This is a genomic window from Holtiella tumoricola (genome assembly GCF_027857615.1).
GTDB lineage: Bacteria > Bacillota > Clostridia > Lachnospirales > Cellulosilyticaceae > Holtiella > Holtiella tumoricola.
Genome location: NZ_JAQIFT010000069.1, coordinates 47,292 through 70,472, shown reverse-complemented (window position 1 = coordinate 70,472; position 23,181 = coordinate 47,292). Strand labels below are relative to the sequence as shown.

General features: G+C 32.6%; 21 protein-coding genes. 16 read left to right on the top strand and 5 right to left on the bottom strand.

Annotation, left to right across the window (positions count from 1 at the left end):
* The first annotated feature begins 52 nt into the window (after nt 1-52).
* The gene (locus PBV87_RS21135; protein ID WP_271013645.1) at nt 53-1,294 is read left to right on the top strand and encodes an NAD(P)-dependent oxidoreductase; all 1,242 of its coding nucleotides are present in this window, start codon (nt 53-55) and stop codon (nt 1,292-1,294) included.
* Here PBV87_RS21135 and PBV87_RS21130 read toward each other — a convergent pair.
* A complete protein-coding gene (locus PBV87_RS21130; protein WP_271013644.1) occupies nt 1,291-2,472 on the bottom strand; it encodes a hypothetical protein in 1,182 nt (393 codons plus the stop codon). The two genes, PBV87_RS21135 and PBV87_RS21130, sit on opposite strands and share 4 nt — an antisense overlap.
* 252 nt (nt 2,473-2,724) lie before the next feature.
* On the opposite strand from PBV87_RS21130, the gene PBV87_RS21125 reads away from it, so the two are divergent.
* The 6 genes from PBV87_RS21125 to PBV87_RS21100 all read left to right on the top strand — a co-directional run bounded on the left by PBV87_RS21125 (nt 2,725) and on the right by PBV87_RS21100 (nt 8,118).
* Nucleotides 2,725-3,402: a DUF969 domain-containing protein gene (locus PBV87_RS21125; protein ID WP_053985615.1), complete on the top strand. Its 678-nt coding sequence runs from the start codon at nt 2,725-2,727 to the stop codon at nt 3,400-3,402.
* The gene (locus tag PBV87_RS21120; RefSeq protein ID WP_271013643.1) at nt 3,402-4,316 is read left to right on the top strand and encodes a DUF979 domain-containing protein; all 915 of its coding nucleotides are present in this window, start codon (nt 3,402-3,404) and stop codon (nt 4,314-4,316) included. The genes PBV87_RS21125 and PBV87_RS21120 overlap by 1 nt, the downstream gene beginning before the upstream one ends.
* Before the next feature lie 109 nt (nt 4,317-4,425).
* Nucleotides 4,426-5,067, top strand: a complete 642-nt coding sequence (pcp, locus tag PBV87_RS21115; protein WP_271013642.1) for a pyroglutamyl-peptidase I — start codon at nt 4,426-4,428, stop codon at nt 5,065-5,067.
* A 165-nt stretch (nt 5,068-5,232) separates the two neighbouring features.
* On the top strand, nt 5,233-5,625 hold the full coding sequence (locus tag PBV87_RS21110) for a gamma-glutamylcyclotransferase family protein (RefSeq protein WP_271013641.1): 393 nt from the start codon (nt 5,233-5,235) through the stop codon (nt 5,623-5,625).
* An 87-nt stretch (nt 5,626-5,712) separates the two neighbouring features.
* The gene (locus tag PBV87_RS21105; RefSeq protein WP_271013640.1) at nt 5,713-6,420 is read left to right on the top strand and encodes a LytR/AlgR family response regulator transcription factor; all 708 of its coding nucleotides are present in this window, start codon (nt 5,713-5,715) and stop codon (nt 6,418-6,420) included.
* 12 nt (nt 6,421-6,432) lie between these two features.
* Nucleotides 6,433-8,118: a cache domain-containing protein gene (locus PBV87_RS21100; protein WP_271013639.1), complete on the top strand. Its 1,686-nt coding sequence runs from the start codon at nt 6,433-6,435 to the stop codon at nt 8,116-8,118.
* 320 nt (nt 8,119-8,438) lie between these two features.
* Here the strand turns inward: PBV87_RS21100 and PBV87_RS21095 are convergent, their stop codons facing one another.
* Nucleotides 8,439-10,412 carry a methyl-accepting chemotaxis protein gene (locus tag PBV87_RS21095; protein ID WP_271013638.1) on the bottom strand — a complete coding sequence of 658 codons (1,974 nt, stop codon included), beginning with the start codon at nt 10,410-10,412 and terminating at the stop codon, nt 8,439-8,441.
* A 231-nt stretch (nt 10,413-10,643) separates the two neighbouring features.
* Here PBV87_RS21095 and PBV87_RS21090 point away from each other — a divergent pair, with 231 nt between their 5' ends.
* The 4 genes from PBV87_RS21090 (at nt 10,644) to PBV87_RS21075 (ending at nt 12,558) form a co-directional block, all read left to right on the top strand.
* On the top strand, nt 10,644-11,138 hold the full coding sequence (locus PBV87_RS21090) for a hypothetical protein (protein WP_271013637.1): 495 nt from the start codon (nt 10,644-10,646) through the stop codon (nt 11,136-11,138).
* 63 nt (nt 11,139-11,201) lie between these two features.
* The gene (locus tag PBV87_RS21085) at nt 11,202-11,528 is read left to right on the top strand and encodes a DUF1540 domain-containing protein (RefSeq protein ID WP_053985607.1); all 327 of its coding nucleotides are present in this window, start codon (nt 11,202-11,204) and stop codon (nt 11,526-11,528) included.
* A gap of 114 nt (nt 11,529-11,642) precedes the next feature.
* Entirely contained in the window at nt 11,643-11,909 is a 267-nt protein-coding gene (locus PBV87_RS21080; RefSeq protein ID WP_271013636.1) for a hypothetical protein, read from the top strand.
* A 229-nt stretch (nt 11,910-12,138) separates the two neighbouring features.
* Nucleotides 12,139-12,558: a hypothetical protein gene (locus tag PBV87_RS21075; RefSeq protein ID WP_271013635.1), complete on the top strand. Its 420-nt coding sequence runs from the start codon at nt 12,139-12,141 to the stop codon at nt 12,556-12,558.
* Between the two features lie 86 nt (nt 12,559-12,644).
* Here PBV87_RS21075 and PBV87_RS21070 read toward each other — a convergent pair whose 3' ends face one another.
* Both PBV87_RS21070 and PBV87_RS21065 read right to left on the bottom strand, forming a co-directional pair.
* On the bottom strand, nt 12,645-12,989 hold the full coding sequence (locus PBV87_RS21070; RefSeq protein ID WP_271013634.1) for a phage holin family protein: 345 nt from the start codon (nt 12,987-12,989) through the stop codon (nt 12,645-12,647).
* An 84-nt stretch (nt 12,990-13,073) separates the two neighbouring features.
* On the bottom strand, nt 13,074-14,141 hold the full coding sequence (locus PBV87_RS21065) for a GntR family transcriptional regulator (RefSeq protein WP_271013633.1): 1,068 nt from the start codon (nt 14,139-14,141) through the stop codon (nt 13,074-13,076).
* Between the two features lie 138 nt (nt 14,142-14,279).
* Here PBV87_RS21065 and PBV87_RS21060 point away from each other — a divergent pair, with 138 nt between their 5' ends.
* Together PBV87_RS21060 and PBV87_RS21055 are read left to right on the top strand one after the other, a co-directional pair.
* Entirely contained in the window at nt 14,280-16,967 is a 2,688-nt protein-coding gene (locus tag PBV87_RS21060) for an alpha-mannosidase (protein WP_271013632.1), read from the top strand.
* A gap of 175 nt (nt 16,968-17,142) precedes the next feature.
* Nucleotides 17,143-18,378, top strand: a complete 1,236-nt coding sequence (locus PBV87_RS21055) for an MFS transporter (protein WP_330680501.1) — start codon at nt 17,143-17,145, stop codon at nt 18,376-18,378.
* Nucleotides 18,379-18,417: 39 nt separating this feature from the next.
* On the opposite strand, the gene PBV87_RS21050 is transcribed toward PBV87_RS21055, so the two are convergent.
* Nucleotides 18,418-19,092: a hypothetical protein gene (locus tag PBV87_RS21050; RefSeq protein ID WP_271013631.1), complete on the bottom strand. Its 675-nt coding sequence runs from the start codon at nt 19,090-19,092 to the stop codon at nt 18,418-18,420.
* A gap of 159 nt (nt 19,093-19,251) precedes the next feature.
* Here PBV87_RS21050 and PBV87_RS21045 point away from each other — a divergent pair, with 159 nt between their 5' ends.
* From PBV87_RS21045 to PBV87_RS21035, 3 genes are all read left to right on the top strand, one after another.
* Nucleotides 19,252-20,349, top strand: coding sequence for a glycosyltransferase (locus PBV87_RS21045; RefSeq protein WP_330680500.1), 1,098 nt, complete (start codon nt 19,252-19,254; stop codon nt 20,347-20,349).
* Between the two features lie 176 nt (nt 20,350-20,525).
* Complete coding sequence (locus PBV87_RS21040) at nt 20,526-22,175, top strand: glycosyltransferase (RefSeq protein ID WP_271013629.1); 1,650 nt, start codon at nt 20,526-20,528, stop codon at nt 22,173-22,175.
* Nucleotides 22,162-23,181, top strand: coding sequence for a hypothetical protein (locus PBV87_RS21035; RefSeq protein ID WP_271013628.1), 1,020 nt, complete (start codon nt 22,162-22,164; stop codon nt 23,179-23,181). The genes PBV87_RS21040 and PBV87_RS21035 overlap by 14 nt, the downstream gene beginning before the upstream one ends.

Genomic DNA, 23,181 nt, shown 5'->3' with positions numbered 1-23,181 from the left:
AAACACTCCCATCTTTGTATCTTTTTGTGACAATTTAAGCAAGGAGGAAATTATGCAAATGAATCAAGATATACAACAAGAAATGAATAGATGTTTAGGCTGTAAAAATGCAAGATGCCAAAAGCATTGCCCAATTAGCACGCCTATTCCAGATATTATAAGACTTTTCCAAGCCGGAGAAATAGAAAAAGCAGGTGAAATACTTTTTGCTAACAATCCATTATCAGCGATCTGTGCCATTGTATGCCCACATGAGAAGCAGTGTTATGGTAATTGTATTAAAGGGATTAAAGGTGAACCCATTCAGTTCTATGAATTAGAACGCTATTTATCAGGTCTTTACTTAGCCAAAGATAAATGGGAGAGTGTACCATCTAATGGTGAAAAGGTAGCAGTAGTTGGAGCAGGCCCAGCTGGGATTACAGTGGCTTGTATGCTTGCAGAAAAAGGCTATGAAGTAACGTTATTTGAAATGAATGATGAAATTGGTGGTATGATACGCTATGGCATTCCTAGATTTAGATTACCAAGTGAATTGTTAGAACAAATTCAAAAGCGTTTATTAGCACTTAATGTGAAAATTCGTTACAACACTTTAATAGGTCCTGTTATTACCTTAGATAGACTTGTGGCAGATGGTTATAAAGCTATATTTATTGGAACAGGTGTATGGGATCCTAAAACGTTAAATATAAAAGGAGAGACTTTAGGTCATGTCCACTATGCTGTAAACTATCTCAAATCTCCAGAAGCTTATCATCTAGGTGACAAAGTTCTTGTTATTGGTGCGGGGAATGTAGCCATGGATGCTGCCCGTACTGCCAAACGCCAAGGTGCTAAAGAAGTAACCATTGTTTATAGAAAAGATTTCTCTGATATGCCAGCTACAAAAGTAGAAATTAAAGAAGCATTGGAGGATGAGGTCTTATTTGCAACTTATAAAGCGCCTATAGAAATTACAGATGAAGGACTTATTGTTCAAGCTACGCAAAGAGTAGAAGATGAAGAGGGACGCATGAGTGTTATAGGTGTGGAAGATTCAAATGAACTCATACAGGCAGATAGTATTATCATTGCTGTAAGTCAAGTGCCTAATAGTAACGTTGTGAGCACTTCTAAAGGACTAGAAGTTAATAAATATGGCCTTATTGTAACAGATGAATCAGGTCATACAACCAAACAAGGTGTATTTGCTTCTGGTGATGTGGTTACTGGCGCACGTACAGTAGTTGAGGCAGTTGCTAATGCAAAAAAAGTAGCCCTCACTATGGAAGACTACTTAAAACAACTTTAAGTAAGATATTCTAAAGCTTTTATTGTGTGTAGATTGTTACCATCAAGAGAATGACTTTTAAGTAGCAGTTCTTTTGATAAGGTGAAGTCTTTTGCTAGAAGCGATGAAATCCCCGCATTATAAGTAGCAATAGATTTTTGCTTCTTACTTGTATATTGAATGATTAGAACAATAAGCTGAAGTATAAATGTAATAATAAAAAAATCATAGATATACTGACTAAAACGCCATTGAAGTTCTAGAATATGGACAATCAAAATTTGAAGAAAATTTAAAATACCTGACACAATAATAAAGGTATGATTATAATTAAAATGTGCCTTTTCAAAATAAATGGTTTCCTTATCTAACAAACTCATTGATGTAGTATATTTTTGACAGAGTTCAAGCCCTTTTTCAATAGCAAGATTATGTGGATTGAAGGTAAGGGCTTCTTGGAAATAATCTCGTGCTAAAGGATAGTCACTGGCATTAAAAGCTGTAACGCCATTATTATATGTCGTTATAGCTTGATAAGCTGGTGACTTTTTTTGTTTAAGATAAACAAAAAGTTGCAAAATAGTAGTTAATGGGACGAGAAAGATGACAAGTGGCATCGTTGCATTGGTAACACCTGTATCCATCATAGTCATTTCAAGTATAATTTCTATAAGTACAACTAAAATATTAAGCCACATAAAGAATAGGTTAAATTTAAAAGGTAGAGGACCTAAGTACTCACGAGGAGGTACAACAAAGGTATCGTCTAAAGATTTTTCATTAGAGTTGTTTTTAGTCTGAAAAGATTCTTTAGTAGAAAGTCGGTCTTCTTTCATAAAATCTGCATATTCTGCCTTAGTGGCAAAAGAAATGGTTTCAAAATGAGCATCTGTAATACGAAAAGCTACGTAGAGTGGATCCTTACGTAAGGTATACTTAATAGTAAGATAATAATATTTGTTTTTGTCATAGTTATATGTAGGTATAACACGTACCATTGCTTGTTCAGGATCAATTTCAACCTGACAGTCAAGGCGCATATGGTAGCAATCAGTAATATAAAAATCAGATGCTCTATAGTTTGAAAAGTACTTCAAATCTTTGAAAGTTGCTTTCCACATAAAACGATCATGACTCTTTAAGTTATTTTTGATTTTTCCTTTGTAGTTCCCCTCAGTAATTTCAACTGTTGACTGCATATTTCTCCCCTTGTAGTCATTATAAAATAAATTTAGACAGTAGTATTATTTTAATATTTTTTATGTAGCTAGTCTAGAGTTTTCTAATATTTTGTATGGATGGACTATAGTGTTGTTGGGATTTTATATTTTGAGCCCTAGAATGTATATTAATAGATTAAAAAATATAAAAAGCTATAAAACGACAAAAAAGGTAGTTATTAGGAGAGAAAGTGCGTATAATAGAAATAATGAACTTATAAGGAGGACAACATGGAACTAATAGGAATTGTAATTGTTATCGTAGGTTTTATCCTAAAATTTGATACAATTGCTGTTGTCTTAACAGCGGGTATTGTTACAGGGCTTGTAGCAGATATGGGTATCTTTGAAATTTTAGGTACAATTGGCGATACATTTATTAAACAAAGGCATATGGCGTTGTATTTATTAATTTTACCAATTATAGGTATATCAGAACGCTATGGACTTAAACAACGTGCTATAGAACTTATTAAAAGTCTAAAAAACATGTCAACAGGAAAAATCTTATCTATATACTTACTTATTCGTGAGATTGCTATTGCTATGGGCTTACGTTTAGGTGGACATGCTGAGTTTGTACGCCCACTCATTGAGCCAATGGCAAATGGTGCAGCAGTAAGCCAATATGGTGAATTAGATGAAGAGATTGAAGAGAAAATTAAAGCTGCATCTGCTGCATCGGATAACTATGGAAACTTCTTTGCACAAAATATCTTTATTGCAAACTCAGGTGTTCTTTTAATTGCAGGAACATTAGAAGAGCTAGGCTATATAGCTGATACCGTTCAGATTGCACAGATTGCTATACCAGTGGCAATTATTGCGCTAGTACTTGGTGTAATACAAAATATACATTTAGATCGTAGTATTCGTAAAATGATTGAAAAGAAAAGGGGGATTAAGTAATGGGAGACTTCTTATTAGAACTTTTTTATGTATTAGTAGGCTGTTTAATGTACTTAGTTGCCTTTAACATCTTCAAAGATACAACACACAAAACGAGAATAGGTACAATGACTTTTTGGGTCATCTTAGGAAGTATTTTTATTTTTGGAAGTTACTTACCAGGTACAGTAGTTGGTGCACTTTTAGTTATAATTGGAGTGCTCACAGCTACGAAGCAAGTAAATATGGGAAAAGTAAATATGCCAGAGCAAGGCTTTACAATAGAGCAAGCTAAACGCTTAGGCAATAAAATTTTCTTGCCATCTCTAGCAATTGTAATTATTGTTGTATGTGTAGCTAAGTTTACAAGCTTAAGTGGTACAGTAGCTATTGGAATAGCAGCCTGTATTACCCTTGTATTTACACTACTTTTAACAAAAGCACCAATAAAAAAAGTTGGTCAAGATGGAAATCGTATGCTTCAAGCTATTGGAGCAATGTGTATTTTGCCTCAACTTTTAGCATCACTTGGTACACTCTTTACAGAAGCAGGCGTAGGTGATGTAATCTCAAGGGGGATAGCTGTTGTTATTCCAGAGGGCAATATTTTACTTGGTGTTATAGCATACTGTGTAGGTATGGCGCTCTTTACAATGATTATGGGAAATGCCTTTGCAGCATTCTCTGTTATTACAGTAGGGATTGGTGTACCATTTGTTTTCGCTCAAGGAGGAAATGTGATTATTGCTTCCACGCTGGCATTAACAGCAGGATACTGTGGAACACTTTTAACACCTATGGCAGCTAACTTTAATGTACTTCCAGCAGTACTCTTACAGACAAAAGATAAGAATGCGGTGATCAAGCATCAAGTGATGCTAGCTATTCCACTTCTTATCATTCATATTGCGCTGATGTACTTCTGGGCATTCTAGTAGAAGGTATAGGAGCAAGTTATAAAGAATCTATTAGTCAGCTATATAGATAGGCCAGGAATTTAAGTATAAGATAAGATTTTAAGTAAGGAAAGAGAGGTATGCTAGTATGAAAATACTTATTACAGGATTTGATCCATTTGGCGGAGAAGCAATCAATCCAGCATTAGAAGCAGTAAAAAAATTACCTGATACAGTTGGGAAAGCAGAAATCATCAAATTAGAGATTCCAACTGTATTTAACAAAAGTTTAGAAAAAATAGAAGAAGCAATCAAACAACATAATCCAGACGTGGTTGTATCTATTGGTCAAGCAGGTGGACGCTTTGGGATTACACCAGAGCGTGTAGCAATCAATGTGGATGATGCACGTATTGAAGATAATGAAGGTAAGCAACCAGTAGATATACCTGTATTTGCTGATGGTGACAATGCTTACTTTACCAATTTACCAGTAAAAGCAATGGTTGCTGAAATGGTAGAAGCAGGTATCCCAGCTTCACTTTCTAATACTGCAGGGACATTTGTATGTAACCATGTTATGTATGGTGTACTTTATATGATTAACAAACGCTATCCTCATATGAAAGGTGGCTTTATCCACGTACCATATATCCCAGGACAAATTGTAGCCAAACCAAACATGCCATCTATGTCAGTAGAAGATATTACAAAAGGTCTTGAAATTTGTTTACGTACAATCAGTGAAGTAGAGGAAGATCTTAAAGTAGCAGCAGGAACAATCTGCTAGTGTAACCAAATATTACATCTATATTTTTTGAAGTAACAATCTTATAATAAGATTATCAACGTTAAAAGTCTATTATTATGATTCACTTACCAAAGAAAAGGTTTGTAACCCAAGGCGCGGGTTACAGACCTTTTCTTTTTAGTTTGACATCAAGGAGGACAACACATGGAAAAAATATTTGTTTACGGTTCACTTCGTCAAGATTTTTGGAATCATGACAAAGTGCTTAAAAATAGAGTACGTCATATTCAAAATGGAACAATCAAAGGAAAACTTTATCATTTACCTGCAGGGTATCCGGCTGTTATTAAAGGAACAGATGAAGTACATGGTGAAGTGATGACTATAAACCAAGATAAATTACTTAGGAGCTTAGACTTTTTAGAAGGCTATTTTGGAGAAGGAGAGGATAATTTATACATTCGAACAAAGCATAAAACGATATTAGATGATGGAACAGAAGAATGGTGTTGGGTATATACTTATGCTAATGAAGAGGAAGCAAAAAAGAAAGGGAAATACATCTCATCGGGAGATTGGAAGAAATTTGTAAAATAGTAGGAAATTATTAGGCATTTCTTGCATTTCACTTTAAAGGTTCGTATAATAAAATTGGCATAAAATAGACATAAAGTGAGGTGTACAATGTATACGATTGCTATTTGTGAAGATGAAATAATATGGCAAGATAAGATTAAAGAAATGCTAAATGACCTACAAAAAAAGATTAAAATCTCTCTAAAAATAGATACGTATACTTCAGGGGAAGAACTACTAAAAGAGGATTTTAATCAATATGATATTCTTTTATTAGATATACAAATGAAAGGGGTAAGTGGTGTAGAAATAGCAAAAAGTATAAGGAAAGTTAATGAAAATATACAAATTGTATTTTTGACAGCTTTAGAAAGTTCTTGGGCTGAAGGATATGCAGTGAAAGCTTATCGTTATCTTCTTAAGCCAATTCAGATAGAAGAATTTCATGAAACAATGATAGGGCTTATAGAAGCAATTAAAAAAAATAAAAATTGTATTATTATAAAGAGTGATGGAGAAATAAAACGTATTCAGATAGCTCAAATTAAATACTTGGCTATAGAAGCAAGAAAAGTTATTATTCATACCTGGGATGAGACTTATAAGACTACTATTTCCTTAAGTGAGTGGAATGAAAAGTTAAAAGGCTTTGGATTTTCAAATCCACATACAAGTTATTTGGTAAATTTAAAATATGTCAAGCACTTAGATAGAGAAAAAATTATTTTGACAGACAATGAAATTATTTATGTTTCGCAAAGAAAATATAAAAAGTTTAAGGAAGAATTTGTTAACTACATAGATAATATTAAATAGGGGGGGTAGGTATTGAAGTGGGCAAGAAAAGTAAGTGTAGTTAGCATTATTATTTTACTGATTTTCATAGTAGGAATATGTTTAGCTACAATTTATAGAATAGATACAGAAAAGACGTATAAAGTTGTAAGTGATAATTTTCATCAAATGTTAATAGACAAACAAAAACAACGTATAGAAGAGGTTGTTGATATAATTTACAGCCAAATAGAGATAGAAAAGGCACGTTTGGAAAAGGATATTGACTATCTTTTACAAACATTTAGTAATGTCTTTGAAAACATAGAAATTAATGATGAGATAATAAGAGAAGACTTTGAGGAACAGTTAGGTTTACAGCAATCATGCGAACAGCTTCAAGCAGATATGATTATATGGAATACTAAAAATAATAGTGTGCGATACAGTAGTGATCGTGCACTAGATGGCATACAAATGAGTCAAGCAGAACTTGCAAAATATGTCCAAGGTTTTGAAAAACATGCGATAAGATATATACAATCTAAGGATCAAGTAATCATTTTGGGTCTTACAAAGGAAGCCATAGAAAAAAGAGCTAAGGAATTAGCCTTAAATGACATCCGCAATATGGGAATGGGGAAGGATATTTATATATGGGTGAATGAGGTCTTAAACTATAATGGTGGTACAGACTACGCTAGATGTATTGTGGACCATACGATGCCAGAGCGAGAAGGGCACTTGTTATCTACATATCGTATTGATAAAACAGGAAATTTTCCATATCAAAAAGAGCTTGAAGATATAAAAAGAACAGGTGAATCATGGAATACTTATCACTATAAAAAGAAAGACAATAATGATGTTGCCTTGAAAATTAGCTATACTAAGCTTTATAAACCTTATAATTGGATTATTTCGGCAGGAATTCATATTGATGATATAACAGCTTATGTAGAAGAAAATAGTAATTATCTTGCAGAAGGTATAAAAAGACAAATAGATATAAGTTTTATTAATATTTTAGGGGTCATGCTATTTAGTGGAACAGCTGGAAGTATTATTTGGATTTATTATATGAAAAAAGAGAAGCAGCTTATAGAGGAGAGAGAAAAAATAAGTAAAGCACACTATAAGCTATTAGAAGAAAAATATAATAGTGGGAATACAATTATTCATGATATAAAGAATCATTTGATATGTGTACATTCTCTAGCTAAAAATGCTTCAGATGATAAAGTGATAGAATATATAGAAAGTATGAATGTAGAAATTGAAAAATATAGGCATACTGTTATAACAGGTAATGAAATATTAGATGTTATTTTAAGTGAGAAACTTGGAATAATGGATCAAAACCGTATTGAATATGAATTAGATATTGAACCTATAGATTTATCTTTTATAAAATTAAAAGATCAAGTAAGTCTATTAAGCAATATGTTAGATAATGCAATACAGCATATTAGTCATAAGGAAATTAAACAAATTAAATTTATTACTTATACATTTAATGAGAGTTGGATGGTGTTAAAGCTTATTAATACTTGTGATCAGCAACCTAAGATACGAGAAAAAAGATTTTTAACTCGTAAATTAGAAAAAGAAGGCCATGGCTATGGAATGCAAATTATTTACAAGGTTACAGAGTATTATGGTGGAAATGTAAAATGGAACTATAATGAGGAAGTAAGTGAATTTAGCTTAATGGTGATGTTACCAAAGCCTAAATGTTAAAAAGAACCTAACTACATGTAGATAAGGGAAATGTAGTTAGGTTCTTTTATTTTGGTAAGGGATAGCTTATGCAACAAAATCATTTATAGTTAGTATTATATTAACGTTTTTAGGGGTTTATGCTATATATGTAGAGTTGATCGAAAATAGGGGAGCCGATCAAAAGACTTTGTGCATAAGAGAGGGAAAGTAAGGGGCTTTCCCTTAACAGTAGATTAACACAAAAACTGATTTAAACAAGTAATTTTGTAATAATGCATCATTTAAGTGTAAATTCGATAAAATTTACGACATAGTTTGACATAATATGATAGACAACCCTAATGATTAAGCTTAAATTGCTTCATCTTATTGCCGAGATGCTCGGTTAAATAAGTTAGGTGAGAGGCTGTCTCATTAATTTGTTGGCTTGCATCTTGAAGACAAGTAGTTTCTGTATAGGCGTCATCAGCTTTTGAAGCAATTTTAATAGAAGTAGTAGTGATATTCTTAATATTGCGGTAGAGTTTTTCTTTTTCATTATTAAGCCTTGTAGTTTTTCCAGAAATAACCGTGATTTTAGGTGTAATTTCTTCTACACCACTAATAATAGTTTGAAATGATGCGAGTGTATTATAAACATGTTCTTTTTGGGCATTAAGTTCATGGGCTAGGTCTTCGTTGGATGAGATAATATTTTGATTTTCTCCAATGACATCTTTAATAACATGATTAATATTTTGAGCAGCCAGTTTGCTTTGTTCAGCCAGTTTACGAATTTCAGTGGCAACAATGGAAAAACCACGTCCACTTTCACCAGCTCGGGCAGCTTCAATGGCAGCATTGAGAGCAAGTAAGTTGGTTTGCTCAGAGATTCCATTGATAATATGTGTAATGTCTGTAATGGCGTACATTTTAGTATTCATAGACATAATGCCCTCAGATAGATTAGAGAAAATAGCATTAAAGTTTATCAAAGAAGTAGAAAGTTTTTCCATATCTGCAGTACTAATAGAAGTAGAATGATTTACTTCTTGGATAAATGTTGTGATGTTATCGAGACTTAGATGTACTTCTTGAATATGCTCATTTACATTTTCAACTAGTTGATTCACAATCACTAGATCATTATTTTGAAGTGTAGTCCCATGAGCAATGTCTTGAGAAGTATCATTAATATACTCAGAAGAGTGAAGGAGAGCAGAAGAAGTCTTAAGAAGATCATCTGAATGTGAAGAAAGTGTAGCACTACTTTCTTTAACAGCTAAAAGCATATCTTGCATAGAGTGCATGAATTGATTTAAAGCTTGATATAAAGCTCCGATCTCATCTTTTTGTTGAAGTTCTTTTTGATTAAGTTCTATACAAAAATCACCAGTAGCTAGTTGTTCAAAAGTTTGTTTAAAAGTAGAGAGCCTTTTAGAAAGACTACGTGCAATAAAGCTACTTCCTAAGACGGCTAAAAGAATAGCTATAATACTAATTATAAGTAATGTATTTAAAATACGATACATATTAGCAAATAGATCACTTTCTAAGGATTCTAAAACGATGCTCCAGCCAGTAGAAGGAACATTTAAATAAGAAAGACAAAGCTCTCCGTCAGAAGATGAATAAGTGGTTGTACCTAATTTGTTATCTAAGATTTCTTGATGAAGGAGCGTACGATCTTCAATGGATACTTCTTGTTCATCTAGTGTATTTTTAGAGGAAGCAATGAGCATGCCTTCTGTATTTAAGATATAAGCATGTCCGTTTTGACCAAAGTTAAATTGGCTTATGAATTGAGACAGGTCAAGACCATTTTTATAGAGAATAACACCACCAGTTACTCTACCATTTTGTATCACAGGGGCAGTAAAACCAATTAAAAATTCACTTTGGTCATCTGTATAATAAGGGCCAAATACCTCAGATTTACCGTGCATTAAGTTTTGATAATAGACTGTATCTTTTATATCTTGTGTAGTTTGGTCAGGAAAAGATAATAATCCTGAAGAATTAACTAAACCTATTTGGGTGGCACCATATTTCGAAGCACTATTTCTTAAAAAGTTTTGCTTTTCATTCATTGTAGTTTGTAAGTCAACTAAGATAGAGTTATTAGCAATGGCATCGACAATATTAAGATTGTTTGTTGTATAAAGTTCAATCTGATCTCTTGCGCAAGTAGAAAGGGTTTGAATATGTTCTAAATTACTTTCTTTTAGAACTGTTTTAAGGATAGAGCTAAGTGAAAAATACATCACTAAAATAATTGCTAAAGTAATCACTAAAATATTTGCTAAGAGTTTAAATTGGATTGAATTTTTCATGTTTTCCCCACCTTAGTATAAAATATAGATGAATATATAGAATTGAGTGTAGATAAATGTGTAAAATAAGTATAACATATGTTTTTGAATCAACAAATATTTTGTGTGAAAGTTTTAAAATATAGTAAAAATAGTATAAATATAGTAGAAATTACACAAAAGATAAGATTAAATCTCGTATTAGGGTATGATATAATACCTATTAGAAATAAAAGAAAGTAGGTAAGTAGGATGGCAAAAGTTTATCAATTTCCTAGTAAAGGTAAGGGAGAACAAAAACCTAAGCCTATTAAATCAGAGGCGGAATTGCAACTTAAAAATACAATGAATTTATTAATAGGGACTTATAAGGAAAGTAGCTTAGGACTTGAGCAAATTAAAGATGAAATAAGCAAACTAGACGGGTCTCATTATAAAAGTGGTAAAGAAGTATTGAAACAAATTAAAGAAATGAATAAGTTATTTTTGAAGTATGGAATTAGTGTAGGGGGATATAAGTTTCTTACATTTGATGATATAGAAGTCATTTATGTTAATGCAAATGAATTATTTTATATAGGTAAGACAGAAGAAGATACTAGGACTTATACAACAGGTAGTTTTATTGAAAAGTTTAATACTTATAAATTTACATTGGTATTAGACGAAAGTCTATATTGTGTGATAGATGAGCGTATTCAAGAGCTTAAAATTACCATTAAAACCCTTGAAAATACAAAAATTTAAAACAATAAAATATAATAAATGAGGCATACTAATTTTACAAGTCGATTTTAGAGGAGGATATGTATGCCTAAATTACGTTGTACAGTAACAAACTGTTCTTATAATAAGGAAGACTACTGCAGTTTGAACTATATTGAAATTGATGGAAATGGAAAACAAGCAACAAATGTAGAAGATACATGTTGTGCAAATTTTGATTCTACTGAGTATACATTAAGTAATCAAGAACATATGGCTCAAGCAGTAGTAGATATTAAATGTACAGCAGACAACTGTATTTTTAATCATCATACAGAATGTCATGCTGAAGAAGTAGGTGTAGCAGGTGCATCTACTTGTACTTGTAGTCATGATACACAATGTGGAACATTTAGATGTGGAAGAAGCTAAGGCTTCTTCTTTTTTTGTCTTTTAATAATCTATTGATTATACGTAACATAGGTTGTTTTTTATAATTTTATAAAGGGGTATAATAAAATAAAAACAATCTTGGGAGGAAATATGATGAAAAAACCAGTGAAATGTATTGCTTGTGGTAAAATAGATGAAAATCATACTTTATATGATTCAACATTACCAGAAGATCAAAGATTTCAAATGTTAGTAACCTCTGATGGCGTTAATCCTACATTATGTTTTGAATGTTATGATGAACTTTTAGAATGTGTTGCAAGACTTTATAAATTGTTCGACGAAGACACAGAAAGAATGATTGATATGATTTCTAGAAGTGATATTTTACATTGTCTGCAAAATAAATTGTGTCTTTAAAAATATAAAAAGTTCTATATAGCTAGAAGTTATATTCTAGCTATATAGAACTTTTTTATTGGGAAACTATTTCTACTAAGTTTATTCTAATAATTTATCAGTAGTTTTCTCCTTTGTTTTATGAGTAGCATAAAATATAGTACAAGTAAAAAAGGGGGAATGAGTAGTGAAGAAGATAAAAAAATTTATAAAAGATATTAGTCTACGGGATAAATGTATTATATTTTTTATGATGATATTGATAGTTAATTCAGCCTACTCTTTATTTATACCTGTACATGGTAAATATACATCTGCTATTGATGTATTAGAAAGAGCTGCTATGGCATCTATCTTTGGCTATTTGTTGGGGAATAATTTTCAAATTAAAAAATTATCAAGAAAAAACCAGGAGATAAATGATTTATCTAAAGAAAATAGTGAAGGTGAAAAAGTAAAAGAAGATAGTGAGCATAAGTATGAGAATGAAGAGACGAATAATGTTCAAGTTATTATTGCAACTACAATTGGTATTCTATCTCTATTAATACTAATGATAGCAAGAGAATTTACACAGTTACCAGATGATGCACTTGCAACAATTTCTCAATTTAAAACATTTGTCAGTGGTTGTATAGGATTCTTGATTGGGGTACCTAAAAATAAATAGATAAATAAAAATGAATAGATAAATATAAAAATATAAATAGTGAATTTAAAATAACTAATTATTTTAAATTCACTATTTATAAAATTTTATTTTTGTTTATTAATAGGATGCTCATCTGAAGTGTTAGAAGCATTTTCAGAACGTGTTCTCATGTATAGCTTATAAACTTGATGTGCATATACACTTACAGCTGCAATAAGAATACCTTGAGTAATGCTAGAAAAAAGACAAGTCAAAATTGTTTTAAGTGTGAAAGTAGAAATAGAAGCAAAAAGGTTTATGGAACATAAAAAGATAGAAATAAAACCAAGATAGATTGGAATCCGGTTGTTTTTAACAACTGAGCTAGATTTAAGAGTAGTACCAATGATGTTCATAACTGGAATAAGGATAAAGAGATTGGGATTTATAAAGTCCATAAACATTTCCATAGAATCATCTTTCTTTAATAGATATTATTTGACAAGCTTTTTATATATTTTATGCATGAAAAATTAAAAGAGATACTTGAAAAATTAAAAGAAAATAGATTCTTTCAATAAAATTTTCTTCGGTTTTGGATTTTTATACAGAAGACGATAGAGAACTTCTCCCGCTTTAAGTCCTATTTCATAAGGATTTTGATCAATAATAATTGGTTTAAAGGAAAGGAGAGGTAAGTAGCCTTCAAATTCATTATCAAAAAGCATTAAAGTTAGATCTTCGGGTATATGAATCCCTTTTTGTTGCAAATAGGGTACAAGGTTGAGACCATAGCCAATGCTTGTTGTGATAAGGGCAGTAAGACTAGGGTTATCTTGTAAATAAGTATAGACTGTTTCTAGAAAATCTGGGTCGGTATGATCAATAGTTAATTGAAGATTGGTATCAAAAGAACCAATATGATCAAGAAGGGCCTTTTGATAACCATTACTACGTTCTAAAACAGAACTTACAGAGTGAGGATCTTGGCTTAAAAAACCGATATGGGTGTGACCGTTATCAATAAGATACTTAGTTCCATTATAAGCTGCAGTGAAATGGTCACAAGCAACATAACTTAAATCTAATCCTGTTAAGTAACGGTCTACTAGAACAACAGGGAAGTTATTTAAACTAAGTTTTAAAATTTCCTTATTATAGACATTATTATCAACAGGATAAATAATAAGTCCCTTACAGTTATTTTGAGTAGCAACACGAATCATTTCTTCTTCAATCTTCTGATCACCGCCTGTAACCATAATACTTAAGTTTAAATGATGTTCTAAAGTGAAGGTTTGAAGTCCTTCTAAAATTTTACCTATAAATTTTCCACCTACACCCGGTACAATGAAGCAGATCATAGGATTTTGCTTATCAGCTTTTAAAAGCTCGAATTCACTGGCCTTAGGAGCAATGAAAGTTCCCTTACCTTGTTTACGATAAATAAGCCCATCTTTTTCTAAAGATAAAATAGCATTTTTAGCACTAATACGGCTGGCATTAAATCGAAGTGCTAATTGATTTTCAGAAGGTAGTTTAAAGTCAGGCGTATGCTTGTTTTGTTCAATAATTTCTAATAAATATTTACGCATACTAATATATAATGGTTCATTTTGCATAATATAAAAGTCCTTTCTACGATATATCAAGTATACCAACTTTATCATCTTTTTATATCACTTCCATTGATTATAGACTATCTATCTTTTAAAATCTACTTATAAACAAGAACCACCACATTCTAGGAGGACGAAAAAATGGCTAACAAAAAAGCACATGTTATTTCACATACACATTGGGACAGAGAATGGTATTTACCTTACGAAAAACATCACATGCTCTTAATCGAGTTTATGGATACTTTACTTGATACATTAGAAAAAGATCCTGAATACAAAAGTTTCCATTTAGATGGACAAACAATTATTTTAGAAGATTACCTTCAAGTAAGACCAGAAAAACGTGAACTTTTAACAAAAATGATCAAAGATGGTCGTATTCACATTGGTCCATGGTACATCCTTCAAGATGAATGGTTAACAAGTAGTGAAGCAAATGTACGTAACCTTCAAGTAGGTCACGATGATGCCAAAATGTACGGAGATGTATGTAAAGTAGGTTACTTCCCAGATTCATTTGGTAACATGGGTCAAGCACCTCAAATGTTACAACAAGCTGGTATCGAAACAGCAGTATTTGGTCGTGGGGTTAAACCTACAGGTTTCAATAACGAAGTAAGCGGAGAAGCTTTTGAATCTCCATACTCAGAAATGTACTGGGAAAGTCCAGATGGATCAAAAGTACTTGGTGTACTTTTTGCGAACTGGTACTGTAATGGTATGGAAGCACCAACAGATAAAGAAAAGTTAGTAGAATACTGGAATTCAAAACTTGAAGGTGCAGCACACTTTGCTTCAACAGACCACATGTTATTTATGAATGGTTGTGATCATCAACCGGTTCAAACAGATTTAAGTGAAGCATTAAGAAATGCAGGAGAGTTCTTCAAAGATGTAGAATTCATTCACTCAAACTTCCCAGAGTACATCGAAGCGATTAAAGCTGAGCTTCCAGATAACTTAGTAACAATCCACGGAGAACTTAGAAGCCAACAAACAGATGGTTGGTGTACACTTGCAAATACAGCTTCAGCTCGTATTTACTTAAAACAAATGAATGCGAAATGCCAAACATTATTTGAAAAAGTAGCAGAACCAGTAGCAACACTTGCACATAAAATGGGTATGGACTACCCACACCATCTTTTCACATATGGTTGGAAAGTATTAATGCAAAACCATCCACATGATAGTATTTGTGGTTGTAGCGTGGATGAGGTACACAGAGAAATGGTATCTCGTTTCGAAAAAGCAGAACAAGTTGCACTTCACATTATTGATGAAGCAATGAAATTTATCAAAGCTAAACTTGATACAATGAAATTCAAAAATATTAGTGAAGAAGCAGAACCATTCTTTGTAATCAATCCAACAGGTCATACAAAAACTGGTTTAGTAGAACTTAACGTAGAAGTAGCTAAAAAATACTTTGCACCAAACTATGTACAAGGCGCAATTGATGATGCTAACCATGCAACTGTACCAGCCTACAAAATCGTTGATGAAAATGGAAATGAAGTAAATGGTGAAATCGTAGAACTTGGTCTTCACTTTGGTTATGACCTTCCAAAAGACAAATTCCGTCAACCATATATGTGTCAACAACTTAAAGTAACTGTTGAAGTAGATGCATTAGAAGCATTTGGTATTAGAAGACTTGCACTTATCCCTGTTGATACAAAAGTAGAAGCAGAAGGTAGCCTTGTAAAAGAAGGACGTATCTTAGAAAATGCATTTATCAGTGCAAAAGTAGAAGACAATGGTTCTATCACTATTACAGATAAAACAACAGGTCATACATTTGAAGAACAATGTATTTACGAAGACCATGGTGATCTTGGTAATGAATATATCTACTTCATGCCACTTGGTGAGAAACCAATTACATCAAAAGATGCAAAAGCCCAAGTGCGTGTTGTGAAAAATCTTCCTCACGTAGCGGAGATTGAAACAAAAGTAACAATCAATATTCCAAAATCAGCAAATGAACAACTTGATAAAGAAATGAGAGAGCTTGTTTGGTTCAATGGAAGAAAAGCACAACGTGTAGAAGAAACAATTCCAATGGAAATTACAACAGTATACACATTAGAAAGACTTGGAAAAGGAATCAAAGTTAAAACAAGCTTTGTAAATGAAGCGATCGATCATAGAGTACGTGCATTATTTACTACAAAACTTGATACACCATTCCACTATGCAGACTCTATCTTCGAAGTTGCAAAACGTGATACAGTACCATCTAAAGAATGGAAAAACCCATGTAATGCACAACATCAACAAGCATTTATCAACGTACATGATGAAAATGTTGGTTTAACAGTTGCAAACATTGGTCTTAACGAATATGAACTTCTTCGTGATGGAGAAAATACAATTGCTCTTACAATTCATAGAGGTACACGTGAACTTGGGGACTGGGGTGTATTCCCAACACCAGAAGCACAATGCTTAGGTTACCAAGAAGTTGAGTTTGAAATCATTCCTCATGGAAAAGATGTTTATGCTTCATACATCGAAGCATACCAATTCCAAATTCCATTTGCAGCAATGCAAACAGTAGTACAAGTTGGTGAAGTAAAAGAATACGCACCAATCATTGTACCAACAGCAGGAGAAGGGATTATTTACTCATCACTTAAACTTAACCATGAAGGTAATGTTGTAACACGTTGGTATTCTGTATCAGACAAAGAAGCGAATCTTACATTAGATGCAGATATGAATATGTTCATGAGTAACTTACTTGAAGAAAACCATGGTGCAGTAGAACATACAGTAACAGTAAATCCATATCAAATCATTACACTTGGCTTTGATAAATAATTTAAGATAAACAAAAATAACGCCTTATGGGTTTGACCAAAGGCGTTATTTTTCTGTAAAATTACAAAAGGTAATCAGTAATTATATAGAATTCTAATTTTAGATGAAATGCTAATGTAGCTGAGTCAAAGAGCATATATTTGCTTAAGCTGGAAGAAGAAGGGTTGCAGATATTATGTCTGAAGAAAATACCCAAGAAGATGAGGGGAGTAAAATGGAATACACATATAAACATACGCTTAAGGCGTGTTACTTTGGCTATATTACTCAAGCCATTGTTAATAACTTAGCACCAATTCTTTTTATTATTTTTCAAAATCAATTTCAAATTTCATTAGAAATGTTAGGACGACTGATTTTAATTAACTTTGCTACTCAGATTGTAGTGGATATACTTACAGTAAAATATGTAGATCGTATGGGTTATAGAAAGGCTACAGTTATAGCACATATATGTTGTGCATTGGGGCTGATTAGTTTAGGGGTACTGCCAAAAGTATTACCTTATCCTTATATAGGACTTATGATAGCGGTTGTGCTCTATGCAATTGGAGGCGGAATTATAGAAGTTTTAGTAAGCCCAATTGTAGAATTCTTACCAGGAGATGAAAAGGCTTCAGCCATGAGTTTACTTCATTCGTTTTATTGCTGGGGGCAAGTAGGTGTTGTACTTATAAGTACCCTTTTATTAAAACTAATAGGTGGTGATTTATGGTTTGTACTACCTATATTATGGGCACTTATTCCACTTTATAATGTGACTAGATTTTTAAAGGTACCTATTATTGAACCTCATGAGGAAGAAAAGAGTATGTCAGTCAAAGAACTTTTATCCACTAAAGGTTTTGTTATTGCCCTTCTTCTTATGTTAGCGGCAGGTGCTTCTGAGCTGACTATGTCACAGTGGTCTTCACTTTTCGCAGAACAAGGTTTACAAGTTCCTAAAGTGATGGGAGATTTACTTGGACCCTGTCTTTTTGCTGTTTTAATGGGGGCGGGACGTATGATTTATGGCATATGGGGTAGTAAGATTAATTTGAACCGAGCCTTATTGGGAAGTGGTATTCTTTGTATTCTTTGCTACGTTGTTACAGTATTTGCAACGAATCCTTTTGTATCCCTTTTAGGATGTGCAGTATGTGGTCTATCAGTAAGTTTAATGTGGCCGGGAACATTTAGTCTTACGGCAAGTACCTATCCAAGAGGTGGAACAGCCATGTTTGGAATATTAGCTGTATTTGGAGATGTGGGAGCAGCAGTAGGACCATGGATGGCAGGCGTAGTATCAGATGTAGTGGGATTGGGGTTGAAAGCAGGATTATTAGTAGCAATGATCTTCCCTATTCTTTTAGTAATAGGTATTCTCATGATTAAGAAGATTAATGATAAGCAAAAAATAGGTAACTTCTAGAAACATAGAAGTTACCTATTTTTATTATAAGTTAGACAACTATTTAGGCATTGCCGTTCCAATAGCAGAAATGTTGTTTATGCAGACAACAAGTATACGAGCAAAAGGAACAGATGGACTTGCAGAGGTTACGCCTGTTTCGATAAAACAAGCCAATGGACCATAAAGTCCAATGAATTGAAGATTTGTAAAAGAAGCATTTCCAACAAGTAGGTTAATAGGATTAGATTGACAACTAAGGTAATGTTTTATATCTTCTTCATAGCTCATTTCTCTTTCACAAGAACAGCATCTACAATCACAGATACCCTCATAAAAATAATTTGATAACAAAGTTTTCACTTGTTGTAAGTTAGTTAGAGGGTTATTAATGCGAATAGTAAAAGCTTCTAAATCACACATAGGAATCATGGAATAAGGAGAATTGCCTTGGAATTTTAGAAGTTCTCTCATACAATTACATGAATTATTTATAGAAGTAGCATCTTGAGGTGTCGTTAAATAAGGCGTATAGAGTGTAAAAGTATTAGGAGAAGTATAGGGTTGTAAGTCACTACGAATGAATAATTGTAGAGCCTTTGAAAGAGCAGATTTACAGCTCATATGAGTGTCATTTGGGTATCTATTAGAGTTTTGGCAGGTATTACAGTTTTGATAATCACTACAATTATTGTAGCTTTGGCAATTACCACAATAAGAGTTATAAGATTTCATAAATAATAGCCTCCTTTTATAAAATAACGGAATATGTATTCCTACTGTATTATATGGGAGATCATGCAAATTTGTTCAAACAAATTCATTTGTAAAGAATAGTACCATATAATATAAAAGATAAGGAATAGATATAGAGAAAAAAGAAATAAGGGAGGTATGGAGAAAATGAGTGAAATATTGAAAGATATACAGGAGTGGAGAAATGTATATAATAAAATTTTTCCTAAAGGAGAATCACTCCTTTTTTTGATGTATAATCTACAACCAACGGGCATTACTAAAAGTCTCTTTAGCCTATTAAGGAATTTAATAAATGAAGGATATGAGGTCAAATTACTAGTATGTGTAAGAGGGGAGAAAGATCTACCTTCTCCAATAGTACCTATTTATTTGTATAACTCGGAGAATGAAATGTGGAAAATGATAGGAAGTAATACAATAGTTATTCCTTTTGAACAAGTGTATGATAGGGTAGTTGCCTATGATGGTATTTTGTCAACATGGTTAGCAACGTATTTAAAATATGTAAATAAAAAAATAGCTTGGTTACATGCACCTTATAAAATAAGTCATGTAGGATTTGAAGCAGGATATGTAAGAGAAGTTTACAGACATATGGACCATTTAGTAGCCGTATCTTATGATGTCAAACAGACCTATTTGGATGCATTACAAATAGAAGAAGCGCACATCAAAGTGATTTATACAAAATTAGATAGCCAAATCATTAGAGAGCAATCAAGAAAGGAACTATTTATTAAGGAAGGGTTAGTTGCTGTAAGTGTAGGGCGCCTAGTTACAGAAAAAGGGTTTGAAAGGCTTATGTCTGTACATAAAAAATTAGTAGACGAAGGTATACAGCATGAGCTATGGATTGTAGGGGATGGAGAGTTAAAACAAGAACTTAAAAATCGTATACATGATTTAGGAATTAGTCAAACATGTAAGTTGTTAGGATACCATGATAATCCTTATCCTATAATGAATAGAGCAGATGTCATTGTATCAGCATCTTTTAGTGAAGGCTTACCATTAGCTATGATGGAGGCAATGATTTTACATAAACCAATTGTTGCAACGAATATACTTGGGAATCGTGAGGTTTTAAAGGCGAATATGGGAATGTTAGTTGAGGACAATGAAGAGGGTTTATACGAGGGAATGAAGCTTATGCTTAGACAAGAAAGTTTAAGAAAAGCGTATGAAATGAAATTAGAAAGTAGTGTACCTTTTTTATTTGAAGTAGGAAGATAATAAAAATAGAGAAGTATTGCATTTAAAAGCATATAAATAGTAATAAGATAGCATAAAAGTCTTAGAAAAAGAGTAGAGGACTAGTAAAACGCACAAATGTTATATAGAAAGAATATATTAATAAAGGATATGATGGGTATTTGAAGAATAAGTAGATGAAGTAGGAGGAAGTGAATATGCAACGTATATTGCATGTTGTTACAGTTGGGCGTTTAGTCTGGGAAAAAGGTTATGAACGTTTAATTAAGATACATGCTAGATTAATTAAAGAAGGTATTAGGCATACGCTAACTATAATAGGTGAGGGTGTATTACATGCTGAGTTAGAAAAAGTGATCCAGAATTTAGGCGTAGGGGCATCTTGTAAACTATTAGGTGCTAAGTCTAATCCTCTTCCTTATATGAAGCAAGCAGATTTATTTGTGTGCAGTTCTATAAGTGAAGGATTATCAGGTGTTGTCGTGGAGAGTATGTATCTAAATAAACCAATTGTTGCAACACGAAGTATAGGGCCAAGTGAATTACTACAAGAGGGTGTATATGGTTTACTTGTAGATAATACAGAAGAAGGATTATATGATGGAATTAAGCGTATGTTACAAGATAAGGAACTTAGAGACTATTACACACATAAATTGGAAAATGCTTCAGACTTTCCTTTTAATGAAGCCTTAGTACTTAAACAGCTAGAGAACTTGTTTGTACCAATTGATAGAAAGCGTAAAACTAGAGTGCTTTTTATAATGATGAATATGCTTTTAGGCGGTGCAGAAACAGTACTTGCACATATATTGGAGATTATGGATTATAGCAAGTATGAAATCGAGTTAGTAGTACTTGCGGATAGTAAATCAGATGCGATTTGGTTAAATCCTAAGGCGAAAGTAAGATTTATCTATCCATCAGAAGAAGCATTTTGGATGGCATATCAAGCAGGTTCATTAGAGCTAGGATTAGGTACTGATTATGACTATGAAGTAGGATTCTTAGGGATTATAGGGCCTTTGCTTTTTAAAACATATGGTAATCCTAATGCAATCAAAATAAATTGGGTACATGGTGAATTTAAATATTCCTTTGGAGGATATGATAGGCAGACGATACAAACATTATATGATGAGGTAGACTTGATTGTGTGTGTATCAGAGAAATTACAAGAAACGGTTGTAGAATATTTAGGTGAAACATATCGTTCTAAGCTTAAGGTTATTTATAACCCCTATAGTTGTGAAAGTATCCGTACAAAGGCAGATGATACACCAGAATATTCTTTAGAAGAAATATTTAGTAGTAACATATCTATAAAGGAATACACAAAACTAAGAGAAGTGTTAAAGGATTATAGAAAAATTCTATTTCTTATATATGATATAAATACAATAAATCCACAGTTCCTAGCATTTTTACAACAAATAGAAGGCGAATATGAGATAGAGATACAGTCTGTTATTAAAGGAAACGAATGTATAGAAATTAGAGGCTTTAAGGGTGGTTTGTTTAAGGATTTAAATGAGTTATGGAAACGAATAGAACATTCAGAGATGATAACACTAGAAAGTCAAGGCTATGATTGTATTATAGCATGTGGTGGGATTTTGACAGTGTGGCTTATAAGTGAATTAAAAACCCCTATAGATAAAATGAGCTGGGTACAACAAGATTATCCGAGTAGTCACATAGGCTACACTTTAGACTATACAAGAAAGCTATACGAGCGAATATCTAAAATTATTTGTCCAACTGAAAAAATTAGACAAACTTATTTAGTAGCATTAGGAGAAAGCTATGAAAATAAAATAGAGGTGATTGATAATGGATGCAGATAGGATTGTACAATTATTTAGGCAACAGATAGATAATTTGACAAAACAAGAGCGTGATATTTTAGCCATTACCCATTGCTACTGGTTAGGGGTAAAGCATGCAACACAAGAACTATTTGAATCGGTTATAGATATAGAGGAACTAAATAGCTATGAGCAAGTTGTAGAAATAGGAACTATGATTTTAGAGGCTCATGTAAAGAAAGTAGTCTTTAGTGGATTTGCAGCAGGATGGAATACACTTTGTAGTTATCTAAAGCAGCAACAACCTAATATTCAAATTACAATTTTTTGGCACGGTAATACAACCCATATGTATGAAGAGTATTCTTGGGTGAGACATTATGAAATTATACAATTGGCTAAAGATCATCATATTGATCAGTTGGCTTTTGCAAAAGAAAGTATGTGTGAAGTATATAATAAGCTAGGTATTTCGGTGATTCATCTTAAGAATCATGTGAAAAAGAAAGATATAAAGGTTGAATATGCCAATAGAGATTCTTTTAATCCTATAGCACCTATACAAATAGGCATTTATGCCTCGGGAGAAACATGGGCAAAAAATGCCTATACTCAAATTGCTGCTTCAAGTTTATTTCATCAACCTCAGATCAGCCTTATTCCTAGCAATGATAGGATGATAAGTTTTGCCAAACAACTAGGTGTTACAATATTAAATCATGCAATGCGTTTAAGCCGTGAGGCACTTTTACAACAACTGTCAATGAATAGGATTAACTTTTATGTGACCTTTACAGAATGCGCACCATTGCTACCACTTGAGAGCTTAAATCAAGGGGTAATTTGTTTAACAGGAAATAATCATCATTATTTTGAAGGTCATCCACTCAAAAATTGGTTAGTTGTAGAAGAAATGGATAATGCACCAGCTATTTATAGGAAAGCAGTGAAAGCATTAGAACATGAGGCGGAAATTTTAAGTTTGTATGAAGAGTGGTATGAGGAGAATGAAAAGCAAGTTTTAGAGAGCTTAAAGCAGATATAG

Bases quoted from the DNA above. Each gene is read 5' to 3' on its own strand.
- PBV87_RS21135 (WP_271013645.1), top strand. From the start codon at position 53: ATGCAAATGAATCAAGATATACAACAAGAAATGAATAGATGTTTAGGC.
- PBV87_RS21130 (WP_271013644.1), bottom strand. From the start codon at position 2,472: ATGCAGTCAACAGTTGAAATTACTGAGGGGAACTACAAAGGAAAAATC.
- PBV87_RS21125 (WP_053985615.1), top strand. From the start codon at position 2,725: ATGGAACTAATAGGAATTGTAATTGTTATCGTAGGTTTTATCCTAAAA.
- PBV87_RS21120 (WP_271013643.1), top strand. From the start codon at position 3,402: ATGGGAGACTTCTTATTAGAACTTTTTTATGTATTAGTAGGCTGTTTA.
- pcp (WP_271013642.1), top strand. From the start codon at position 4,426: ATGAAAATACTTATTACAGGATTTGATCCATTTGGCGGAGAAGCAATC.
- PBV87_RS21110 (WP_271013641.1), top strand. From the start codon at position 5,233: ATGGAAAAAATATTTGTTTACGGTTCACTTCGTCAAGATTTTTGGAAT.
- PBV87_RS21105 (WP_271013640.1), top strand. From the start codon at position 5,713: ATGTATACGATTGCTATTTGTGAAGATGAAATAATATGGCAAGATAAG.
- PBV87_RS21095 (WP_271013638.1), bottom strand. From the start codon at position 10,412: ATGAAAAATTCAATCCAATTTAAACTCTTAGCAAATATTTTAGTGATT.
- PBV87_RS21090 (WP_271013637.1), top strand. From the start codon at position 10,644: ATGGCAAAAGTTTATCAATTTCCTAGTAAAGGTAAGGGAGAACAAAAA.
- PBV87_RS21085 (WP_053985607.1), top strand. From the start codon at position 11,202: ATGCCTAAATTACGTTGTACAGTAACAAACTGTTCTTATAATAAGGAA.
- PBV87_RS21080 (WP_271013636.1), top strand. From the start codon at position 11,643: ATGAAAAAACCAGTGAAATGTATTGCTTGTGGTAAAATAGATGAAAAT.
- PBV87_RS21075 (WP_271013635.1), top strand. From the start codon at position 12,139: ATGATGATATTGATAGTTAATTCAGCCTACTCTTTATTTATACCTGTA.
- PBV87_RS21070 (WP_271013634.1), bottom strand. From the start codon at position 12,989: ATGGAAATGTTTATGGACTTTATAAATCCCAATCTCTTTATCCTTATT.
- PBV87_RS21065 (WP_271013633.1), bottom strand. From the start codon at position 14,141: ATGCAAAATGAACCATTATATATTAGTATGCGTAAATATTTATTAGAA.
- PBV87_RS21060 (WP_271013632.1), top strand. From the start codon at position 14,280: ATGGCTAACAAAAAAGCACATGTTATTTCACATACACATTGGGACAGA.
- PBV87_RS21055 (WP_330680501.1), top strand. From the start codon at position 17,143: ATGTCTGAAGAAAATACCCAAGAAGATGAGGGGAGTAAAATGGAATAC.
- PBV87_RS21050 (WP_271013631.1), bottom strand. From the start codon at position 19,092: ATGAAATCTTATAACTCTTATTGTGGTAATTGCCAAAGCTACAATAAT.
- PBV87_RS21045 (WP_330680500.1), top strand. From the start codon at position 19,252: ATGGAGAAAATGAGTGAAATATTGAAAGATATACAGGAGTGGAGAAAT.
- PBV87_RS21040 (WP_271013629.1), top strand. From the start codon at position 20,526: ATGCAACGTATATTGCATGTTGTTACAGTTGGGCGTTTAGTCTGGGAA.
- PBV87_RS21035 (WP_271013628.1), top strand. From the start codon at position 22,162: ATGGATGCAGATAGGATTGTACAATTATTTAGGCAACAGATAGATAAT.